Source organism: Williamsia sp. Y712, from assembly GCF_059445525.1.
The window spans coordinates 244,953-263,180 of the sequence record NZ_JCAIUN010000002.1; the positions used below are offsets into that span (position 1 = coordinate 244,953).

General features: G+C 62.4%; 23 protein-coding genes and 1 riboswitch. Of the genes, 10 read left to right on the forward strand and 13 right to left on the reverse strand.

Going from position 1 to position 18,228, the window contains the following annotated elements:
- Window positions 1-16 precede the first annotated feature (16 nt).
- Window positions 17-835, reverse strand: coding sequence for a mycofactocin-coupled SDR family oxidoreductase (locus AC1D75_RS15935; protein ID WP_495516306.1), 819 nt, complete (start codon window positions 833-835; stop codon window positions 17-19).
- A 122-nt stretch (window positions 836-957) separates the two neighbouring features.
- Complete coding sequence (locus tag AC1D75_RS15940; protein WP_495516307.1) at window positions 958-1,638, reverse strand: TetR/AcrR family transcriptional regulator; 681 nt, start codon at window positions 1,636-1,638, stop codon at window positions 958-960.
- Between the two features lie 147 nt (window positions 1,639-1,785).
- Between AC1D75_RS15940 and AC1D75_RS15945 the strand changes: the two genes are divergently transcribed.
- The 3 genes from AC1D75_RS15945 to AC1D75_RS15955 all read left to right on the forward strand — a co-directional run bounded on the left by AC1D75_RS15945 (window position 1,786) and on the right by AC1D75_RS15955 (window position 5,103).
- Window positions 1,786-3,009 (forward strand): oxygenase MpaB family protein, encoded by a 1,224-nt coding sequence (locus AC1D75_RS15945; RefSeq protein ID WP_495516308.1) that lies wholly within the window; start codon window positions 1,786-1,788, stop codon window positions 3,007-3,009.
- Between the two features lie 127 nt (window positions 3,010-3,136).
- Window positions 3,137-3,574 carry a VOC family protein gene (locus AC1D75_RS15950; RefSeq protein WP_495516309.1) on the forward strand — a complete coding sequence of 146 codons (438 nt, stop codon included), beginning with the start codon at window positions 3,137-3,139 and terminating at the stop codon, window positions 3,572-3,574.
- Between the two features lie 128 nt (window positions 3,575-3,702).
- Window positions 3,703-5,103 carry a carotenoid oxygenase family protein gene (locus AC1D75_RS15955; protein ID WP_495516310.1) on the forward strand — a complete coding sequence of 467 codons (1,401 nt, stop codon included), beginning with the start codon at window positions 3,703-3,705 and terminating at the stop codon, window positions 5,101-5,103.
- A gap of 477 nt (window positions 5,104-5,580) precedes the next feature.
- Here the strand turns inward: AC1D75_RS15955 and AC1D75_RS15960 are convergent, their stop codons facing one another.
- The 6 genes from AC1D75_RS15960 to AC1D75_RS15985 all read right to left on the reverse strand — a co-directional run bounded on the left by AC1D75_RS15960 (window position 5,581) and on the right by AC1D75_RS15985 (window position 10,496).
- Window positions 5,581-5,763, reverse strand: a complete 183-nt coding sequence (locus tag AC1D75_RS15960) for a DUF7676 family protein (RefSeq protein ID WP_495516311.1) — start codon at window positions 5,761-5,763, stop codon at window positions 5,581-5,583.
- Window positions 5,760-6,446 carry a (2Fe-2S)-binding protein gene (locus tag AC1D75_RS15965; RefSeq protein WP_495516312.1) on the reverse strand — a complete coding sequence of 229 codons (687 nt, stop codon included), beginning with the start codon at window positions 6,444-6,446 and terminating at the stop codon, window positions 5,760-5,762. Before AC1D75_RS15965 ends, AC1D75_RS15960 begins: the two co-directional genes overlap by 4 nt.
- A gap of 214 nt (window positions 6,447-6,660) precedes the next feature.
- A riboswitch (cobalamin riboswitch) is annotated at window positions 6,661-6,862 on the reverse strand.
- Between the two features lie 35 nt (window positions 6,863-6,897).
- The gene (gene katG / locus AC1D75_RS15970; protein ID WP_495516313.1) at window positions 6,898-9,129 is read right to left on the reverse strand and encodes a catalase/peroxidase HPI; all 2,232 of its coding nucleotides are present in this window, start codon (window positions 9,127-9,129) and stop codon (window positions 6,898-6,900) included.
- Between the two features lie 36 nt (window positions 9,130-9,165).
- Window positions 9,166-9,609 (reverse strand): Fur family transcriptional regulator, encoded by a 444-nt coding sequence (locus tag AC1D75_RS15975; RefSeq protein WP_495516314.1) that lies wholly within the window; start codon window positions 9,607-9,609, stop codon window positions 9,166-9,168.
- 78 nt (window positions 9,610-9,687) lie between these two features.
- The gene (locus AC1D75_RS15980; RefSeq protein ID WP_495516315.1) at window positions 9,688-9,993 is read right to left on the reverse strand and encodes a hypothetical protein; all 306 of its coding nucleotides are present in this window, start codon (window positions 9,991-9,993) and stop codon (window positions 9,688-9,690) included.
- Window positions 9,993-10,496, reverse strand: a complete 504-nt coding sequence (locus tag AC1D75_RS15985; protein ID WP_495516316.1) for a flavodoxin domain-containing protein — start codon at window positions 10,494-10,496, stop codon at window positions 9,993-9,995. The genes AC1D75_RS15980 and AC1D75_RS15985 overlap by 1 nt, the downstream gene beginning before the upstream one ends.
- Before the next feature lie 179 nt (window positions 10,497-10,675).
- On the opposite strand from AC1D75_RS15985, the gene AC1D75_RS15990 reads away from it, so the two are divergent.
- Window positions 10,676-11,110: an ArsI/CadI family heavy metal resistance metalloenzyme gene (locus tag AC1D75_RS15990; protein WP_495516317.1), complete on the forward strand. Its 435-nt coding sequence runs from the start codon at window positions 10,676-10,678 to the stop codon at window positions 11,108-11,110.
- A gap of 18 nt (window positions 11,111-11,128) precedes the next feature.
- Here the strand turns inward: AC1D75_RS15990 and AC1D75_RS15995 are convergent, their stop codons facing one another.
- Window positions 11,129-11,896 (reverse strand): haloacid dehalogenase type II, encoded by a 768-nt coding sequence (locus AC1D75_RS15995; RefSeq protein ID WP_495516318.1) that lies wholly within the window; start codon window positions 11,894-11,896, stop codon window positions 11,129-11,131.
- Between the two features lie 125 nt (window positions 11,897-12,021).
- Here AC1D75_RS15995 and AC1D75_RS16000 point away from each other — a divergent pair, with 125 nt between their 5' ends.
- Window positions 12,022-12,423, forward strand: a complete 402-nt coding sequence (locus tag AC1D75_RS16000) for an Rv0313 family protein (RefSeq protein ID WP_495516319.1) — start codon at window positions 12,022-12,024, stop codon at window positions 12,421-12,423.
- A 34-nt stretch (window positions 12,424-12,457) separates the two neighbouring features.
- On the opposite strand, the gene AC1D75_RS16005 is transcribed toward AC1D75_RS16000, so the two are convergent.
- The gene (locus AC1D75_RS16005) at window positions 12,458-13,006 is read right to left on the reverse strand and encodes a CGNR zinc finger domain-containing protein (protein ID WP_495516320.1); all 549 of its coding nucleotides are present in this window, start codon (window positions 13,004-13,006) and stop codon (window positions 12,458-12,460) included.
- A 25-nt stretch (window positions 13,007-13,031) separates the two neighbouring features.
- Here AC1D75_RS16005 and AC1D75_RS16010 point away from each other — a divergent pair, with 25 nt between their 5' ends.
- From AC1D75_RS16010 to AC1D75_RS16030, 5 genes are all read left to right on the forward strand, one after another.
- On the forward strand, window positions 13,032-13,241 hold the full coding sequence (locus AC1D75_RS16010) for a hypothetical protein (RefSeq protein ID WP_495516321.1): 210 nt from the start codon (window positions 13,032-13,034) through the stop codon (window positions 13,239-13,241).
- A gap of 46 nt (window positions 13,242-13,287) precedes the next feature.
- Window positions 13,288-14,493, forward strand: a complete 1,206-nt coding sequence (locus AC1D75_RS16015; RefSeq protein ID WP_495516322.1) for an alpha/beta hydrolase — start codon at window positions 13,288-13,290, stop codon at window positions 14,491-14,493.
- A 127-nt stretch (window positions 14,494-14,620) separates the two neighbouring features.
- A complete protein-coding gene (locus AC1D75_RS16020) occupies window positions 14,621-14,914 on the forward strand; it encodes a putative quinol monooxygenase (RefSeq protein WP_495516323.1) in 294 nt (97 codons plus the stop codon).
- Between the two features lie 148 nt (window positions 14,915-15,062).
- Window positions 15,063-15,188, forward strand: coding sequence for a hypothetical protein (locus AC1D75_RS16025; RefSeq protein ID WP_495516324.1), 126 nt, complete (start codon window positions 15,063-15,065; stop codon window positions 15,186-15,188).
- Window positions 15,188-16,132 (forward strand): PfkB family carbohydrate kinase, encoded by a 945-nt coding sequence (locus AC1D75_RS16030; protein ID WP_495516325.1) that lies wholly within the window; start codon window positions 15,188-15,190, stop codon window positions 16,130-16,132. Before AC1D75_RS16025 ends, AC1D75_RS16030 begins: the two co-directional genes overlap by 1 nt.
- Before the next feature lie 175 nt (window positions 16,133-16,307).
- Here the strand turns inward: AC1D75_RS16030 and AC1D75_RS16035 are convergent, their stop codons facing one another.
- From AC1D75_RS16035 to AC1D75_RS16045, 3 genes are read right to left on the reverse strand one after another with little or no spacing between them, the layout of a single operon-like run.
- The gene (locus AC1D75_RS16035) at window positions 16,308-17,171 is read right to left on the reverse strand and encodes an HpcH/HpaI aldolase/citrate lyase family protein (RefSeq protein ID WP_495516326.1); all 864 of its coding nucleotides are present in this window, start codon (window positions 17,169-17,171) and stop codon (window positions 16,308-16,310) included.
- Window positions 17,161-17,973 carry an IclR family transcriptional regulator gene (locus AC1D75_RS16040; RefSeq protein WP_495516327.1) on the reverse strand — a complete coding sequence of 271 codons (813 nt, stop codon included), beginning with the start codon at window positions 17,971-17,973 and terminating at the stop codon, window positions 17,161-17,163. Before AC1D75_RS16040 ends, AC1D75_RS16035 begins: the two co-directional genes overlap by 11 nt.
- Window positions 17,970-18,224 carry a hypothetical protein gene (locus tag AC1D75_RS16045; protein WP_482139565.1) on the reverse strand — a complete coding sequence of 85 codons (255 nt, stop codon included), beginning with the start codon at window positions 18,222-18,224 and terminating at the stop codon, window positions 17,970-17,972. The genes AC1D75_RS16040 and AC1D75_RS16045 overlap by 4 nt, the downstream gene beginning before the upstream one ends.
- Window positions 18,225-18,228: the final 4 nt, after the last annotated feature.

The following is an 18,228-nucleotide window of genomic DNA, read 5'->3' on the forward strand; positions in this document are numbered from 1 at the left end:
AAGTCCGTTTTCGGTGCTACTGCAGGCCGTTCGAGAGGATGATGGACTCGCCTGATTTGCACCGTCCGTGGTCGGACACCAGATACAGAACCGCGTTGGCGACGTCTTCGGGCTCGAGAAGTCCAGGCCGTGGATGTCCCTGGGAGAAAACGGATTCGACATCGGCGGAGGTGGGTTCGTCGAGATCTGGGCGAATCATTCGGTACGTCGACGGGTTGTGGATCATCGGCGTGTTGACGCCGGACGGAAGTACGGCGTTCACGGTGATCCCGTACTCGGCAACCTCGTATGCCACTGACTTGACCAGAGCGACAACCCCCGCTTTGGCGGCGGCGTAGTGGCCGGAATTGGCTGCCCCGGTGCCGGCGACAATCGATGCGGTGGCCACCAGTCGGCCCGCGCCAGTATCGATCATGTGGGGGAGAGTCGCCCGAAATGTGTTGAAGACGCCGGTGAGATTTACATCGAGCATGGTCTGCCAACGCCGTGGCGACATCGTCGCAATCGGGCCGGCACTGGCAATCCCCGCGTTGGCCACAACCACATCGATCGCGCCGAACATGGCGGTCGCGCGGTCGACGAGCTCCTGCAGTGCCATCAGGTCCCGCACGTCTGCCATATCCGACAAGCAGCGACGATCGAGAGATTCGACCATCCTGACCGTGTCCGCGAGGTCGTCGGGGGTGGCCCCCGGATAATCGACCTCTTCGACCGGTGCGGCAATGTCACACAGAACGATGTCGGCACCTTCGCGGGCAAGGGTGACGGCATGGGCTCGGCCCTGACCGCGCGCGGCTCCGGTGATGAATGCGACCTTGCCCTCGAGTGCAGCCATGCCGATACGCCTTTCGTCGCCGCCGTGTGGATACCGGTTTCGACCCGGGGTTTTCCGTTCGACCCGGGTTTTCCTATTCGACGATGTAGACCGCACGATGCGGCCGAAATCATCGGCGACGATCAGCTCGAAGTGGCGGGTGGGTCGAGCATGGGCACCAGGAACTGCCAGGCGATTGCGGCCAGTTCGTCGTCGTTGTCCAGGTCGACGACGTGGCTGGGAATGGCCAGGAAGGACGCCGAGATCCGTACCATCATCTCGGCCACGAGATCGGTGTCGAGGCGGGTCGAGACGTTACCCGCGCGCTGTTCCTGACGTAGCTGGGCGGCCAGGAACTGGCGGACGGTGGCCAGCATCAGCCCGTTGTCGCCGATCATCGAACCGGCGACGAGGTTTGGTTCGGCCGAGATGAGGCCGCCGATCATCGGATTGCCGCGAATCGCGCGAAGTGAGCTCACGAATCCCAGCACCACACGATCGGCGGCGGACTCGGCTTGTTGGATGTCGACGAGAAACCGGTCGAAGTATCGTCGGAACTCCCGGAGAATCACCTGCTCGACCAGTTCGTCTTTGGTGGCGAATCGGCGATAGACGGTGATCCTGGACAGCCCGGCCCGGCGCGCGACATCCTCCATGGACGACCGCTGAATGCCCATCCGACAGAACTGTTCGTATGCCGCGTCCAGCAGGCGGGTTCGGGTTCGATCGCCGTTGTCCGCTTGTTCGAGTGCCTGGTGAAACGCACGTTCGATCAGGGATCTGGGCTCGGGTGATCGGGGGCTGTCGGTCGGCGCAGATGCCACTAGCCCTCCTCTTTCGGTGTCGCGGTCTCATCACGATCATATTCCAGCCCGGGCTCACTTGTGATGTGCGGCACACTCTGATAGGTATGATACAAGGAAACGCTTTGTGTTTCACTGCAACAGAATTAGGGATGGGGACAACCGACAATGGACAATCTCAACAGGCGCAGTTTGCTGAAGGCAGGTGGCGTCGTCGGGGCCGCCGGAGCAGTTGCGCTGGCCGCTCCCGCCACGCCGTGGACATGGTCGCCGGCCGGATCGGTGCCCGGAACGGGTGCCGGTGCCGACCCGCGCGGTGTGTGGGATGTCGAGGCCGATCCCGTAGTTGCGGCACTGTTCGACCGTGGTGAGGTGCAGAAAGTCAATGAACTGCTGCGTCATTGGACGAAGAACGGACAGCCCCTCCCGCAGGGTTTGCCCGCGGATCTGCGTGACTTCATGGAATATGCACGGCAACTCCCGGCCTGGAGCGACCAGGAAAAGCTCGCGGACGCAGTCAGATTCAACCAAAAGCGGGGTACTTATCTCGGCGTGATCTATGGGTTTGCCAGCGGCATGATGAGCACCGTCATTCCGCGCGAAGCCCGAGCGGTGTACTACTCCAAAGGTGGTGCGGACATGAAAGACCGCATCACCAAGACTGCGAAACTCGGTTACGACATCGGATCCCTCAACGCATACCAGCCTGATGGCGAGATGGTGGTCACCTGCGTGAAGACCCGGTTGGCGCATGCCGCGGTACGGCACTTGCTGCCCCAGTCTCCGCATTGGGTGAACTCGGCATCGGAAGAGGTACCCATCAGTCAGGCCGACATCATGGTGACGTGGCACAGTCTGCCGACCACGGTGATGCGGAATTTCAAACGCTGGGGTGTGCCCATCGCGGCAGACGAATCCGAGGGCTTTTTGCACTCCTGGCAGTTGAGCGCCCATCTGCTCGGTGTGAAGGACGAGTACATTCCGAACTCGTGGGCCACGGCGGAAACGCAGGCCCAACAGGTGCTCGATCCGATTCTCGCGCCGACGCCCGAGGGCATCAAACTCGCAGACATGCTCCTGGATCTCGGCATGAACCTCGATCTGACGCTGTTGAGTCGGCCGATCCTCGGAGCGTTGACCCGATTCATGTTGGGCAACAAGATCGGCGACTGGCTTCGGCTTCCTACCGAACCGGTATGGACTCCGCTGCTCGAAACCGCCTGGGGCCCATATGTTGCCGTTCGTGAGGGGCTGCTCGACGTGGGGATGCCCAAAGAGGCCTACTGGTTGTTCGACGAGTTCCTCCGGCAGTTCGTGTTGTTCTACATGTCAGAACTGAGGATGCCGATCAACATCATCATGCCGGTAGGGAACAACCCGAACTACAAATAAGCTCACTTCACCCAGAATTGCGGACCGAATCTGTCCTTGTGGTGTGCAAGTGTGAAGTCTGAACGGACTCGCCGCCGGTTGGGTGACCGGTGGTGACACTGCACACCAACACAAAGGGGCGAAGGCGATGAGCCGCGAGTTTCAGGTGACTTTTGATTGTGGAGATCCGGCTGCGTTGGCGGGGTTTTGGGCGGACGTGCTCGGTTACGAGCTCCAGGCCCCGCCACCGGGCTTCGATTCCTGGGATGAAGCGCTCGAAGCGATGAACATTCCACTGGACCGGCGCAACGATGCCTCGGCCGTGGTCAGTTCGGATGGAACGGGTCCACGACTGTTCTTTCAGCGGGTTCCAGAGGGTAAGACCGCCAAGAACAGAGTCCACCTCGATGTTCGCGCGTTTCCAGGATTGACCGGTGACGAGCGAATGGCGGCGTTGGAGCAGGAATCCTCCCGCCTGGTGGCGCTCGGGGCGTCGCGGATTCAGCGTTGTGAGCCGGACCCGCCGCTCGGCACCGGTCACATCGTCATGACCGATCCGGAGGGAAACGAGTTCTGTCTGGATTGATGCCTCGGGCGCTGCGGGGGTGCGGTGATGCGGTGCATTGAGACGCTCTTGATGATCCGTCTCAGCTGTGCGACCCTGCATGGATGGGTGTATCTGCGACAGGACGTTTGACTGATACCGCTACGGATGTGGGACGCTCCCCGTGGGATTCCCAACATGTCGAGTTCGACTATCAGGTGAACGACATCGAGGGGCAGATTCCGGCCGATCTCAATGGCGTTCTCTACCGCATCGGGCCGGGGCGTCTCGATGTCGGCGGACATCCGGTCAACCACATCTTCGACGGCGACGGAATGGTCTCGAGAATCGAAATCGATTCTGGTGGAGTGCATTACAGCAATCGGTATGTTCGTACCCGGGCGTATGCACGCGCCAACCGGGCGGCGCGGCCACCCCGGGGCATCGGGACCCAGCGAGTCGGCGGAGTCGTGGCGAATGCGCTGCGCGGCCCGGCGAACATGTCCAACACCAATGTCCTGCTGCACAACAACAAGCTGTATTCGTTGTGGGAGGGCGGTCGGCCGCATCAACTGGACCCGCAGACCCTGGAAACCATCGGCCCCGACGACTTTGATGGAGCACTGAAGCGCCTCGGCGCGTTCTCCGCTCACCCCAAAACCGATCCGACAACCGGCGAAACTTTCAACTTCGGCGTCGACTTCTTTCCGCGGCCGATGATCCGCTGCTACCGACTCGCGCCGGGTGACAGCAGCATCACCGAGCTTCAGAGTGTCCCGATCTCTCGGCTCGGATTCATCCACGATTTCGCCCTCACCCAGCGGTACCTTGTATTCATCATCGATCCGATCGTTGTGAAGAACCCTGTTCCGGCAATTCTTGGTCTGCGGCCGATCGACGACGCTCTGACCTTCGAGCCGCGCCGAGGGACGAGGATTGTCCTGGTTCCCCGTACCGGTGGTGAGTCGATCAGTATCGATCACGACGCGCTGTTCCACTTCCACGTCAACAATGCCTATGACAGCGGCACCGAGACCGTTGTCGAACTTGTTGCGCACGATCAGGATTCGGGCTGGGAGGGTTGGAACGAGCATCTTCACAACTTCCGGGACAACCCCGGTCCGGCATTCGGTGGCACTCTGAAGCGGCTCACCATCAACCGCCGCACACGCAAAGTCACCGAAGAGCAACTCAACGACGTCGGATGCGAGTTTCCGCAACTCGATCACCGGCAGGCCACTGTGGCCCACCGGTTCTCGTACCTTGCCGAGGCATCGACTTCTGGTGGGAACCCTGACTCCATCACCACCATCGACCACCGCAGCGGAACCCATTTCAGATATGTCGCTGCCGCCGGCGACACCATCTGTGAGCCGCTCTTTGCGGCGGATGACACCTCGGGCGCGGAGGGTGACGGCTGGTTGCTGTCGCTCGAACACCAACCCGCACAACAGCGATCCCGAGTTCTTGTCCTGCCTGCGCGCAATCCTGATAGGGGACCAGTTGCGTCGATCAACCTGAGTCATCACGTCCCCATGACCTTTCATGGCGCATTCCGGCCCGGTCCGTGATTGCCGGGGCGCAATCCCGATTGCCTTGTCCACCTTCGTGTCTCCGCCGAGGAAATCGATGTAGTAGTGCGGCAATAAACCGCCACCCTGCGACCAGCCCACCAGGTCGACCTGTTTGGCGCCGGTCTTGCGCATGATGGCATCGATCTTGCCCGCCACCTCGCGCCCTGGCTTTTCGATGTCGTCGATGCCTTGGAGCGGGAAGTTTGCAGTTCGGGTCATTGGCGCCGTCCGGGGCCCAGTTCGGATCAAGGGTCTGATCGAGGACCTTTGGGATGGCCACTCGAAAATCCCACTGCACGGGGTACTTTGTCGGAGCCGCACCGGCAACGGCCTGACTCGAGAACAGCAACAGTTGCCACCGCAGCCGCGAGCCAACGAATCTTCATCGATTTCCCCACCCCTTGGACGATCCCTGATCTGAATACGAATGCGATCAGAATATATTCGGCGGCACAGGGGGATTGCCCGGATCGGCTAACCGCGCCGGAAACCTTGTCCCGTACGGTCGAGCGGATCCGGTTCGAGACCGAGGAAGTCGGCACGGACCCGGTCCCACAGTTCGAGGTGTTCCCAGACGGGTTGCCCGGTGAGCGACTGGGTATTGGTGAGGAACGGTGTGGGCAGCATGACGATCAGCGGTGAGAAGCTGACGGTCACGGTATTTCCTTTGCTGGGCCGGTAGTGGGTGGCGAGGGGAATGGGCAATCTCCGCAGACGCCTCCGGTGGGCGTGCGGTAGAAGAGACAGCAGCTTCGTCGGCGATGGGTGACCGGATCCACCGTGAGCTGAAGACGAGGATCGTTGAGCAGGGCGGCGACCCAACGGGACGTGGTCTCGCCGGTGATCCGGGCGGCGCCGAGCAACGCGGATGTGGTGTTGCCCCACAACAATCCGGGTGCGACGATGTCTCGCCAGGCCTCGATACAGGGGTCGAGTTGGCTGTCGAGTACCTCGGTCCGCGCCGATCGTCCCATCCGTGGTTCTTCGACGTGAAGCTGTAGTGATCCGTTGATGCTGCGCCACAACAGGTCATCGGGTCCCAGGTGTATGCACCGGCCGTCGTCCAGACGTGTTCCTGCCGCGATTGACCACAACCGTGCCGCATATCCGAAGAAGGCTGTGGAGGCGGCAACGCGTTCTTCGTCGACGTTCAGCGCGAGGGCGACCTCCGCGACGAGGCGGTCGCGGGTATCAGGTTCTCGGAGTGTGGCGGTGGGTTGCCAGTCCCTGTCGGACACCGGCCCGTAACCGAGTGTGAAGTACGGTCCCGACTCGGCCACCCGGGCGAGCATCGAGGCAACATCCGAGTTGTCCCGGCCGGGGGCGTTCGCATCATCCATGGTTTGGCTCCGCGTCGATGTCGAACACCATCGTATGTGGGTCACAGCGCATCCGGCCACGGTCGAAGGCGGGCGACATACGATCCGCGGGATGCCCCGCTGAGCACGCCGAGTACATCGAGTTCGGTGATGCATGCGGGGGATAACGCAACTCGGTGAGTTGCACTGCGTACACGCATGGCGATGACGCCTCTCTCGGGGAAATCCGCCCCGGGCAGAAAGGTGCGGCAACGCAGAGTCTCCTGGCTCTCGGATCATTGCTCGTTTCCGCCTTACAACCCCAATGGGTCGCGGCCGTGATGGAAAGTTGCATCCCCGATTACAGTGGCGGCACCGCGCCGGTCTTTCACCGGCTTCCTCTTTCGCTGTCGCTAGGACCGGCTGAATCTAACACAACGACGACACCCCGCCTGCCACAAGGCAAGCGGGGTGCTGTCGCTTCGGTCGAGAATCAGCTCAGGTCGAACCGGTCGTTGTTCATGACCTTCACCCACGCCGCGACGAAGTCGTTGACGAACTTTTCATCGGCATCGGCCTGTGCGTAGACCTCGGCCAGAGCGCGCAACTGTGAATGTGAACCGAACACCAGATCGGCCGGTGTCGCAGTCCACTTGGCGTCGCCGGTCAACCGATCTGTGCCCTGGTAGACATTCTCGTCGTTTTCCGATGGCTTCCACTCGGTTCTGCCGTCGAGAAGGTTGACGAAGAAGTCGTTCGTCAAGGTTCCCAGACGGTCGGTGAACACACCATGCTTGTTACCGGCGTGATTGCTGCCGAGGGATCGTAGGCCGCCCACGAGCACGGTTGCCTCCGGAGCGGTCAGATCGAGCATGTACGCACGATCGAGGAACAGCGTTTCCAGATTGATCTTCTCACCACTGCGTGAGTAGTTCCGGAATCCGTCGGCCCGGGGCTCGAGGACCGAGAACGAGTCCACGTCGGTGCTCTCCTGAGAAGCATCGGTCCGACCCGGCGTGAATGGCACCGTGACGGCGTGACCGGCTTCTTTAGCCGCCTTTTCGATACCGGCCGAACCCGCCAACACGATCAGGTCGGCCAAGGAGATCTTCTTGCCACCCGAAGCCGAACCGTTGAAGTCCTGCTGGATCTGTTCGAGGACAGGGAAGATCTTGGCCAACTCGGCGGGTTCGTTTATGTCCCAGCCTTTTTGCGGCTCGAGACGGATCCGGGCACCGTTGGCGCCGCCACGCTTGTCTGTGCTGCGGAAACTGCTCGCCGACGACCACGCCACGTTGACCAACTGAGAGACCGACAGTCCGGAATCGGTCAGTTTGCCCTTCAGTGCAGCGATGTCCTGGTCATCGACCAGCGGGTGGTCGACGGCCGGAACAGGGTCCTGCCACAACTGCGGCTCGGGTACCCAGGGACCCAGGTAGCGGGTGATCGGCCCCATGTCGCGGTGGAGCAACTTGTACCAGGCCTTGGCGAACGCCTCGGCCAGCTGCTCAGGATTCTTCAACCAGCGGCGGGTGATCTCGGCGTAGATCGGGTCTTCACGCAGCGCCACGTCCGTGACCAGCATTGTCGGGGCTCGCCCCGGTCCGCCGAATGGGTCGGGAATTGTGCCTGCGCCTGCGCCGTCCTTGGCTGTGAACTGCCACGCGTCGGCCGGGCTCTTCGTCAGCTCCCACTCGTAGCCGTAGAGAATCTCGAGAAAACCGTTACTCCACTGCGTGGGTGTCGATGTCCAGACGACCTCGAGTCCGCTGGTGACGGCGTCTTCGGCTTTACCCTTGCCATAGCCGTTTTTCCAACCCAATCCTTGTTGCTCGATCGGTGCGGCCTCGGGCTCGGGTCCGATCCGATCGGCTGGGTGGGCGCCGTGGGTCTTCCCGAAGCTGTGTCCACCGACGATCAAGGCTGCGGTTTCTTCGTCGTTCATCGCCATCCGGCTGAACGTTTCGCGGATGTCTTGGGCCGCGGCGATTGGATCCGGTTTGCCTTCTGGGCCTTCGGGATTTACGTAGATGAGCCCCATCGTGGTGGCGCCGAGGGGTTGCGCGAGTTCACGCTCGCCCTGGTACCGCTTATCGGTGCCGAGCCACTCTTCTTCTGGACCCCAGAACACTTCCTCGGGTTCCCAGATGTCTGGTCGTCCGAATCCGAATCCGAAGGTCTGGAATCCCATCGACTCCAGGGCGGTGTTCCCTGCGAACACCAAAAGGTCAGCCCAGGAGATCTTGCTGCCGTACTTCTGTTTGACGGGCCAGAGCAGTCGACGCGCCTTGTCGAGGTTGGCGTTGTCCGGCCAGCTGTTGAGGGGAGCAAACCGCTGGGCACCTTGGCCGCCACCCCCGCGACCGTCGAAGATGCGGTACGTGCCGGCGGCGTGCCAGCTCATCCGGATGAACAGGCCCCCGTAGTGGCCGTAGTCAGCGGGCCAGAAGTCCTGCGAGTCGGTCATCAATGCGATGACGTCGGCCTTGAGCGCGTCGACGTCGAGTTTGGCGAACTCTCTCGCATAGTCGAAGTCGGCGCCGAGCGGGTTCGATTTCGAGGTGTGCGAGTGCAATACCGACAGGTCGATCTGTTCCGGCCACCAGTCTTTGTTCGTCAGCGGGGCATGAGCCTTCGGCGTAGGCGATGGAATCGCCGGATTCTCGCTCTCGCTGGTGCTCTTGGTCCCGGAATCGGGATTGGGGGGACGGCTGTCAGAGGTCACAGGATTCCTTTCAGATGGTGATGAATTGGGCTGTGATCACGGATGTGACCGGTTCATGGTGGGTTCGGTGCAGTCCGGACATCGACCCCAGTAGACGACCTCTGCCTCGTCGAGGACGAAGCCGTGGTCGTCGGAGGCTGTGAGACAAGGGCGTTCGCCCGTGGCGCAGTCCGCATCGGCGATGACACCGCAGCTACGGCACACGACGTGGTGATGGTTGTCGCCAACCCGGCTTTCGTAACGTGCGATATGGCCGGCGGGCTGAATACGGCGAATCAGTCCCGTAGTTGTCAATGCACTGAGCACGTCATAGACGGCTTGCCGTGACACCGTTGGCAACACGGCGCGCACAACATCGAAGATAGTTTCGGTGTCGGCGTGGGGGTGACCGTCGACGGCATCCATCACCGCCATCCGCGGCCGGGTTACCCGAAGGTCTGCACCGCGTAGCCGATCCGCGTTGTCCGGTGTGGGGGCCACGACCCCACGATAGGCAAGTTCGTTGCCATCAGTGTTGCGTTTTCTGGAATCAGTAAAAATTGAGTCTGGCGAGATCGGTCACTTACGGATGGTCATTCGCGGCCACGGAGGCTGTTTCAGTACCGCGGCCGATCCGAGTGTCGCCGCGATGAGACCGGTGAGAACTCCGATCAATGCAACAGTTGCTCCGTCGATGGCAGGGGTCCATGTGGTCTTACCGTTGACGATCGTATACAGGCCCAACGGGGTGGTTCGGCCTCGTATTGTGGGTCGGGACACCGGAATCACGGTTGTCTGGTCATCGATTCTCACCGGCTCGCCGTATTGGAATCTTGGTTCCACGCGGATCTGTGGGGTTTTGTCACCATGCTGATTCGAGTTCATCACCGGCCTGCCCTGGTCGTCAGATGTGTACAGATACTGTCTGCCCATGTCGCGATCTCGTCCATGCTGCGAAGGTCACCGTCCGGCGCGTGTGCGGCATTGACCGCGAGGCGTTCGGTGAAGGACAGGACGGAACGGTCGACCTTGCCACCGAACATGTGGTGCTCGACCGCCCATGGCGTGGTGGCCCATGTCAGGTTCTCGGCATCATCACCGGGTGTGACCGGACCGCTGGAGAACAGCCACACCGGGCGATCTTGGAGGTAAGGCAGTTCGCGGTCGACGAGCTTGGTGGCGTGTTTGAGCCATCGCCCGAGATAGATTGCGCTGCCGAGGATCACGGCATCGAAGTCTTCGACGGTCTCGACATCTTCGACATCGACCACGGTAACCTCGGCTTCGACGTTCCGCTTCTTCAGCCCCGCCGAGACCTCCGCGCCCAGCCGTGCACCGATCTCGCGGGTTGCTCCGTGTTTGCTGGCGGTGGCCACGAGAACTCGCATGATGCTCCCTGTCGTCGACAACGCGATGCTACCTCGATGGACTGGGTCCTTCCATGCTCAGCGCAGGGGTATGGCCGGGTGCTTGCACAAGACCTCGCTTGTTATTGACATATGTCGAAAAGGTGGCACTCTGGGTGGTGCAGTAATTAGATGTATGTCGTACAGGTGGAGGTAGTGTCATGTCCCGTGTTCAGCTCGCCCTCAACGTCGATGATCTCGACGCGGCGGTCACGTTCTATGCCAAGTTGTTCGGCGTCGAACCGGCCAAGCGCAAGCCCGGCTATGCCAACTTTGCCGTCGTCGAACCACCTCTGAAGCTCGTCCTCATCGAAAATCCGGGCAAGGGCGGATCGCTCAATCACTTGGGCGTCGAGGTGGATTCGAGCGAAAAGGTCCACTCAGAGATCGCGCGTCTGAGTGACGAGGGTTTGTTCACCGCCGAAGAGATCGGCACCACGTGCTGTTTCGCGACCCAGGACAAGGTGTGGGTGACCGGACCGGCGAACGAGAAATGGGAGGTCTACACGGTTCTTGCCGATTCGGAAACATTCGGTACGGCCTCTGAGGTCTTGGCGGATGACGCCGCTGCGGGCGGGCCATGCTGCGCGAGTTGACCGACCGGTAGGTCTTCTTCAGATCTTTGGCGTGCGTGCGGCTCGCGCGAACGCCTCCATCGAGGGGTATTCCGCCACGTAGCTGAAATCTTCGGACGGTGCAGGCGTGGCGCCCCACCCGGGTCGGTTGTGCCGCCGGTTGATCCACACCGAGTCGAGTCCGTGGCGTTTGGCGGGGACGTGGTCGTGGAACAGGCTCTGCGCCACATGAAGTAGACCTTCGCGTGCTACGCCGAGTTCGTCGAGCGCGGCGCCGAGGGCGTCGAAGTGGTTGGCTGCAGGTTTGTACGCTCCGACATCTTCGGCCGTGATGATCTTGTCGAAGTCGACACCGAGTCGGGCGTTGCTGCCCGCGAAGCCTTCTCGGTGGACGTTGGAGAGGATGATCAATCGGTGGTTCTCGGCCAGCGACTGCAGCGCGGCGGGTGAATCCGGGAAGGCCGGCCAGGACGGCACCGAATTGCCGATGCGCGCAGCCCATTCCCGCGATACCCCGACTCCGAGGTCCTGGCCGGTGCGGCGAAAGGCCTCGGACAGGATTTCAGAATACCGGGCAGTGGGCGTTTCGCGTTCCGCGTCGGCCTCGTTGTCGGCGTAGGCGAGTAGTAACTGTTCGTCGGACAACTCGAGTCCCGCCTCGGCGGCCCACGGGGCCAGTACCGACGCAATGCCGGTCTCCCAATCGATGAGGGTGCCGTAGCAGTCGAAACTGAGCGCTTCGTAGTCGGCGAAGTTCACGGGCGCACTCCTGGTCGGTACCTCGTTGTGTGAGTCGAACGTGCTCACCATTTCTGTCTACACGTCTCTCCGCGCCAGTGGTGTATTGGTGATTCGGGTGTGTGACCTGCAATGGACCACGGGGCCGTGTATTGCGTGCACACTGGAGGCGACCACTACAAGGAGTGAGATCTATGAGCACCAACGGACCGTTCGGCTTCGATCCCGAAGACATCGACCGCATCGCTCGCGAAGCCGGTGACGGACTTCGCGATCTGTTCGGCCAGGTTGCCAAAGGGATGTCGCAATCAGGCGCTGATCAGCCACTCGTGGCTTTCTTCAGTGAGTCGATGTTCGGCAGCTCCGCGGCGAAGGCGAAGCCTTCTGCGCCCCCGCGGGAGACGACGGGTGACACCGGCGACGGTGTGTGGGCCATCTACACGGTCGATGACGACGGAACAGCGCGCATCGACCAGGTGTTCGCGTCGGAGCTCGACGCCCTGCGTTCACACAAAGACAATGTCGACGTTCGACGTAAGGTTCGATTCCTGCCGTACGGGGTGTCTGTCGGCGTCCTTGATGACAGCAGTACATAACCGATCGCGATGCCGGCCAACGTATCTCGGCGGATCAGCGGATACCTGTTGTTCGATGCCCGGCCCGATGTCGACGCACGGCGGCCCGGTTTGCGCACCGAACTGAGCAGTACTGTTGCCGTCCGTTTCTGGTGATGTCGACGACGACGCGGACACATGGGTCACCGGGTGCCATACCGGCAGCGCATCGCGACAGTCGATTCATCCCACGGGTGGTGAGGTGAAGCGCGGTACCGACGCTGATCACGGCCAGTAGTACCTCTGGCAGCGTTTGCCCGTCGTCGCGGTAGTGCAGATGCCAGCCCTCGCCGTCGTGGTCGGTCAGGCGAGGGTAGGCGGTCGCCTGTTTCATCAGTGCATTCAGTTTCACCGCCCGCGCGTCGGGAGTTTCGGCGTCGACGACATCGAGCCACTGATCGATCACGGCGCGCGTGCGGTGGTGGTCGGTCGGCTCGTCGGGGAAGTCCATGGTCATGCCGAATCTGCGGGTCCGTTCGACTATGCCGCTTCGTGACTCCGGCCAATCGTCGGCCAGGGATGCGGCAAGGAGTACGGCATACTCCCCGTAAGGGTTGAGATGCATAAGGCCATTACATCATTGTGGGTGCATGAGTTCATCCAGCGAACCGCAATCGGCGGCGCAATCCACGCTCACGTCGGCGTGCGAGCACGCCTGGTCCAGTGAATCGCGGCATTCGACCTCGCTCGGGGTGGTGATCTACCAGCGTTGTGTTCGCTGCGGGACCCGTCGGGTGGATTTGTGGACACCCGGGCGCGTCGTGCCGGACGGGATCAGTGCAGAACTCGGCTCCGAATGATGCGATCGCGCGATGGACAGTCCGGTCAGGGCTAGCATCGAACGGTATGAGATTTCACAGCGTCGTCGTGTTCATCGCGGTCGCTGGAATCATGTCCGCCTTGGCAACCGTTAGCCCTGCCGTAGCGGACGACATGCCCGCGTTCGTGGCTCCACAATGGTCTGGCATCGACGCGCGAGACACTCGGGCCCCTGTGGGATCTGTTCCTGGGGAGATCGTTGCGCAGACGGAACTCGACCCCGCATTGTCACTTCCCGACGCAGCGATTTCTCGCCGATTCCTCTACACCACAAGGCGTTCCGCTGATTCGGATGTCACGACGAGTACCGCCGCTGTGTTCATTCCCCACGGAGCGGTACCCGGCGGCGGCTGGCCCGTCATCGCCTGGGCCCATGGCACCACCGGACTCGGTGATGACTGCACACCTTCGGCCCTTCCTCGGTCCGCCCGCGACGCGGCCTACCTCGGACACTGGCTGCGACAGGGTTATGCCGTTGTTGCCACCGACTACGCCGGACTCGGGACTCCCGGGCTCATGCAGTATCTCGGTACCGAAGCGGCCGGGCACAACCTCGTGGACTCGGTGATCGCAGCGCAGTTCGTCGGCGTGCCGTTGGCGAAACGATGGGCCATCGTCGGCCAATCCCAGGGTGCAGGTGCTGCGCTCGGTGCTGCTCATCGGGCGACAGGTCTGTCCACCGGATCGGGGCTCGACTATCGAGGTGTTGTTGCCACCGGCACGCCCGCCTACATCGAGTATCCGGGCAGCTTGTTCGGGCCGGCGTTTCCACCGTTTGCCCTGCCACCCGGACTCACCACATACATGGTGTACATCCTCGCCGGGTTTCTCGATGCCCGCCCCGACGTCGCCACCCGCTCTGCGCTGACACCGCAGGCCGTACAAGTCATCGATCAAGCCAAGACACTCTGTCTTCCGGCGATGGCCGAACTCACGAAAGATCTGGACTCGAGAACGCTTTTCAGCAAGCCTCTGGCCGAAGTGCCGGGCTTGTCTGCCGCAGTGCAGGAATACCTGGCCACACCCGATCGTGGCTACGACAGGCCGATCTTCCTCGGCCAGGGATTGTTTGACGTCGACGTTCCGGCCCCATTCGCGTTGACTTTGGCTGCCGCGCTCACCGCCAACGGGCAACCGGTGACGTTGCGTGTGTATCCGACGGACCACAGCGGCACGGTCAACGCCTCACCCGCAGATTCGACGCCCTGGTTGGCTCGCTTGATGGAGCCATGAACTCCGCTGGTGTGGAGTAACCCGCGCCGGAGAACTTCCTGATCTGCGGTGAGTTCTTTGCACACTTCGCGTCTATATGAACAGTGCGTTCGACCACGACTCAAGGCTGACCGGGACGGAGTGCAACATGGTCATCGTTGCTGGACACATCACAATCGAAGCCGGGCAGCGAGAGGCCTACCTCGCCGGTTGCCTCAGCGTTGTCGAAGATGCCCGCCGTGCAGCAGGATGTCTCGACTTCGCGATCTCCGCTGACCCGATCGACTCCGCCCGTATCAACATCTTCGAACGGTGGGAGTCGCAGGGGGCTGTCGAAAAATTCCGAAGCGGCGGACCGAGTGACGACCAAGGTGCGGCCATTCGCTTCGCCGCGGTGGCGGAATACGAAGTCACCGGCGAGCGATCCCTATTCGATGGATGACGCTGCGGAAGTGTCACTGCCACCTGCCGATTCGATGCCGAGGATCACGTTCCGCGCGGTCGGCCTCCTCAGGCGGATCCCGCGGAGTTCGATACTGTCATGGGCCAGAGCACATTCAGGCGACAAGATCTCAGGTGAAGGTGACGTGATGCCAACTGACCGCACGGTCAAACAACCCACGATGGCGGACGTCGGTGACGGCGCGGACGTTTCGATCAGCACGACCGGTTCCGTGCTCCGGCAATCGGTGTGCCTGATCGGACGTCAAAAGTGATGGCTCGGGTGCTCGTTGTCGGAGCGGTCAACGTCGACCTCGTGGTGACGGCCGACCGGTTACCTGGTCCGGGTGAGACGGTTGTTGGTCCCGGGGTCGAGCGCCATGGGGGCGGAAAGGGTGCAAACGCGGCCGTCGCTGCTGCACGGGCAGGTGCGGAGGTCCGCTATTGCGGAGCGGTTGGGCCAGACGATACCGGCACTGGTGCTCTGGCCGAACTCCGCGCCGAAGGCATCGACGTCACAGATGTGGCTGTGCTCGATGGGGTTTCGACGGGTATGGCACTGATCGTGGTCGATGCCGGCGGGGAGAATCAGATTGCGGTCGGCGCCGGGGCGAACGCCGCTGTCGACCCCGCATCGGTGCGGGCAGCGGTGCAGCGAGCGGCGACGTGGGCCGACTGTGTCCTGGTCAGTACCGAGATCACTTCGGAAGCAGTGATCGCCGCGGTCGAATCTGCTTCCACTCACGGGATTCGGTGTGTGCTGAACCCGGCGCCGGTGACGCCAGGGCTGGTGGACCTCCTGCCACTTGCACCTTTGGTCACCCCCAATGCGTCTGAACTGGGTGACCTATACCGATTGCTCGGAGGTGAAGGTGACGCCTCGGTGGGGAATATGGCGGTGCAGGTCGCTGCCCGCACCAAGGCTGCGGTCGTCGTGACTCTTGGCGCAGATGGAGTCTTGGTCGTCGAGCCGGGGGGAGTGACGACGACGTTGCCTGCTCGATCAGATGTCACCGTGCGGGATACCACTGGTGCGGGAGACACGTTCAACGGAGTATTCGCGACTGCCCTGGCAACCGGAGTTCCCGTACAGGATGCGAGTTTGCGTGGCATGGCTGCTGCCACCCTCTCGGTGGAACACGTCGGTGCGCGGGCGGGGATGCCGCGAGCGGATGAGATTGATGCTGCGTTGGCGGCATCCCGGCGAGTATCCGAGTAGGAGAAGGCCAAATCTGCACGATCCGTCGACCTCGACGGAACCGGGTCCAGTCATGTCCCCTCACCGCGCGGAGCCCCCGTGGATCGGCGCGGTGAGGGAACGGATCAATCGATGAGTGCGTTCATCAGATCGCTGACGGTGCCAATCGTGCGCAATACGGGACCAGACACACCAGTCAGCGCTGAGCGCTTGCCGAAGTCTGGGCCGTACGGGCGCGGGCGAGTACGGCACGCGCCTGTTCGACAACGGCGTTGTCGACGAAGCGTCCGTGTTTGTCGATGAAGGCGGCGGTTCCCTCTGACTGTGCCTGCACAGCGGCATCGACGGTCTCTTGAGCCCGATCGATCTCGGCCGATGCCGGAGTGAATACATCGTGGACGATCGGAATCTGCCGGGGGTGGATCACCGAACGGCCGAAAAACCCGGTATCGCGGCCGGATTCGCTGTCTGCCCGCAGGCCGTCGAGGTCTGACACGTTGGTGTAGACACTCTGGATCGGCGATTCCAGTCCGGCGGCCCGGACCGCGGCGACCAACCAGCCTCGTGACCAGGCCAGTCCGGATGTCGGTACCCGCAGGTCGGCGGCGAGGTCGGCTTCACCGGCACTGATGCCGGTGACCAGGGGATGTGCCGCAGCGAGCGCAGCAACGCCGAGTAGGCCACGTGCAGACTCGACCAAGAGCTGCATCCGGATACCGGTCTCGTCTCCGATGGCTCGGATCAATTCGGGCGCTTCGGCCTTCGGTATCCGGAGACCACCCACCGAACTGCCGGCCAGGGGCGTGCCGGCCAGGGCCTCGATATCTGCGCTGTGCCACGGACTGGCCGTGTCGTTCACCCGCACCCAAATCTGTGGTGCATCCGGTGTATCAGCCCACTGCTCGATCGTCGCGACTGCCGCCGATCGGGCGTGCGCCTTGGCATCCGGAGGGACGGCGTCCTCGAGATCGATGACGACAGCATCGGCACCGCTGGTGATTGCCTTCTCGATACGAGAACCGGAGTGGCCAGGGACGTACAGCCAGGACCTAGGCGTCATGTGCACGGGTTGTATCCGTTCTGTTGTCGGTCGGCAGGCCACCACGCCATCCGAGTGTCCGGGACACCTGGTCGGCGGCCGCGGTCACAATCGGCGCATAGCCGAGAAGAACCTCGTTCGTCATCCGGTGGATCGGACCGCAGACCGAAAGCGCGCCGATGGCAAGACCATCGAGATCGAAAACCGGGGCAGCAATCGACGATGCGCCTTCTTGCCTTTCGCCACTGGAGACGCACCAACCCTGTTCTCGGATCTCCTGCAGACTTGCGCGGAGGGCTTCCGGGTCGGTGATGGTCGCAGGGGTGAGGCGATCGAGGGGGTCGGTGAGTACGGCGTCGTTCACCGCTTGCGTCTGGAAAGCCAGGATCGTGCGCCCCGAACTCCCGGTGTGCAGCGGAAAGCGACGTCCGAGTTCCACTGTCATCTTGATTTCGTTGCGGCTTTCGACCTGGTCGAGATAGATCCGTCCGCGGCCGGCCATCGCTGTCACCGTCGCCGTCTCACCGGTCTGCTGTTGCAGGTCGGTCAGCAGCGGTCGGGCGATTTCTCGCAGCGGGGACGATCGCAGAGCCGACGCGCCGAGCGCTGCGGCAGCAGGTCCGAGTGCGTACTCGCGGTCCGGTGACGTGATCACCAGCAGGCCGCGGTCGACAAACGTGGTCAGGACGCGATGGACGACAGCCTTCGACAGGTTGAGTTCCCGTGCGACACGCGATACGCCGAGCGGTCCGTTGGTGAAATGCAGGAGGATGTCTGCGGCCCGGCCGGCCGACGTGGTGGTGTTGTTCACCGCGCCACTCATCGCCGGACCCCGACGGGTGCGCCGAGGACCTTGCGGATGATCCGCTGGCGCTCCCGGCGAAGACGCGTGGACAGGGCTTCGCCGGGCTCGTGGAGGTCGACGGACTCCACCGTGACGACGTCGTTGTCTTCGAGTACCTGTTCCAGGGTCATCACGCGGTCCCGCAGGATCCACAGTTCCTGGGTCAGTGTCGTGACCATGCGCGCCAGTTCGTCATTGGTCGCGTTCTCCAAGTAGGACGGACTACTCATCTTC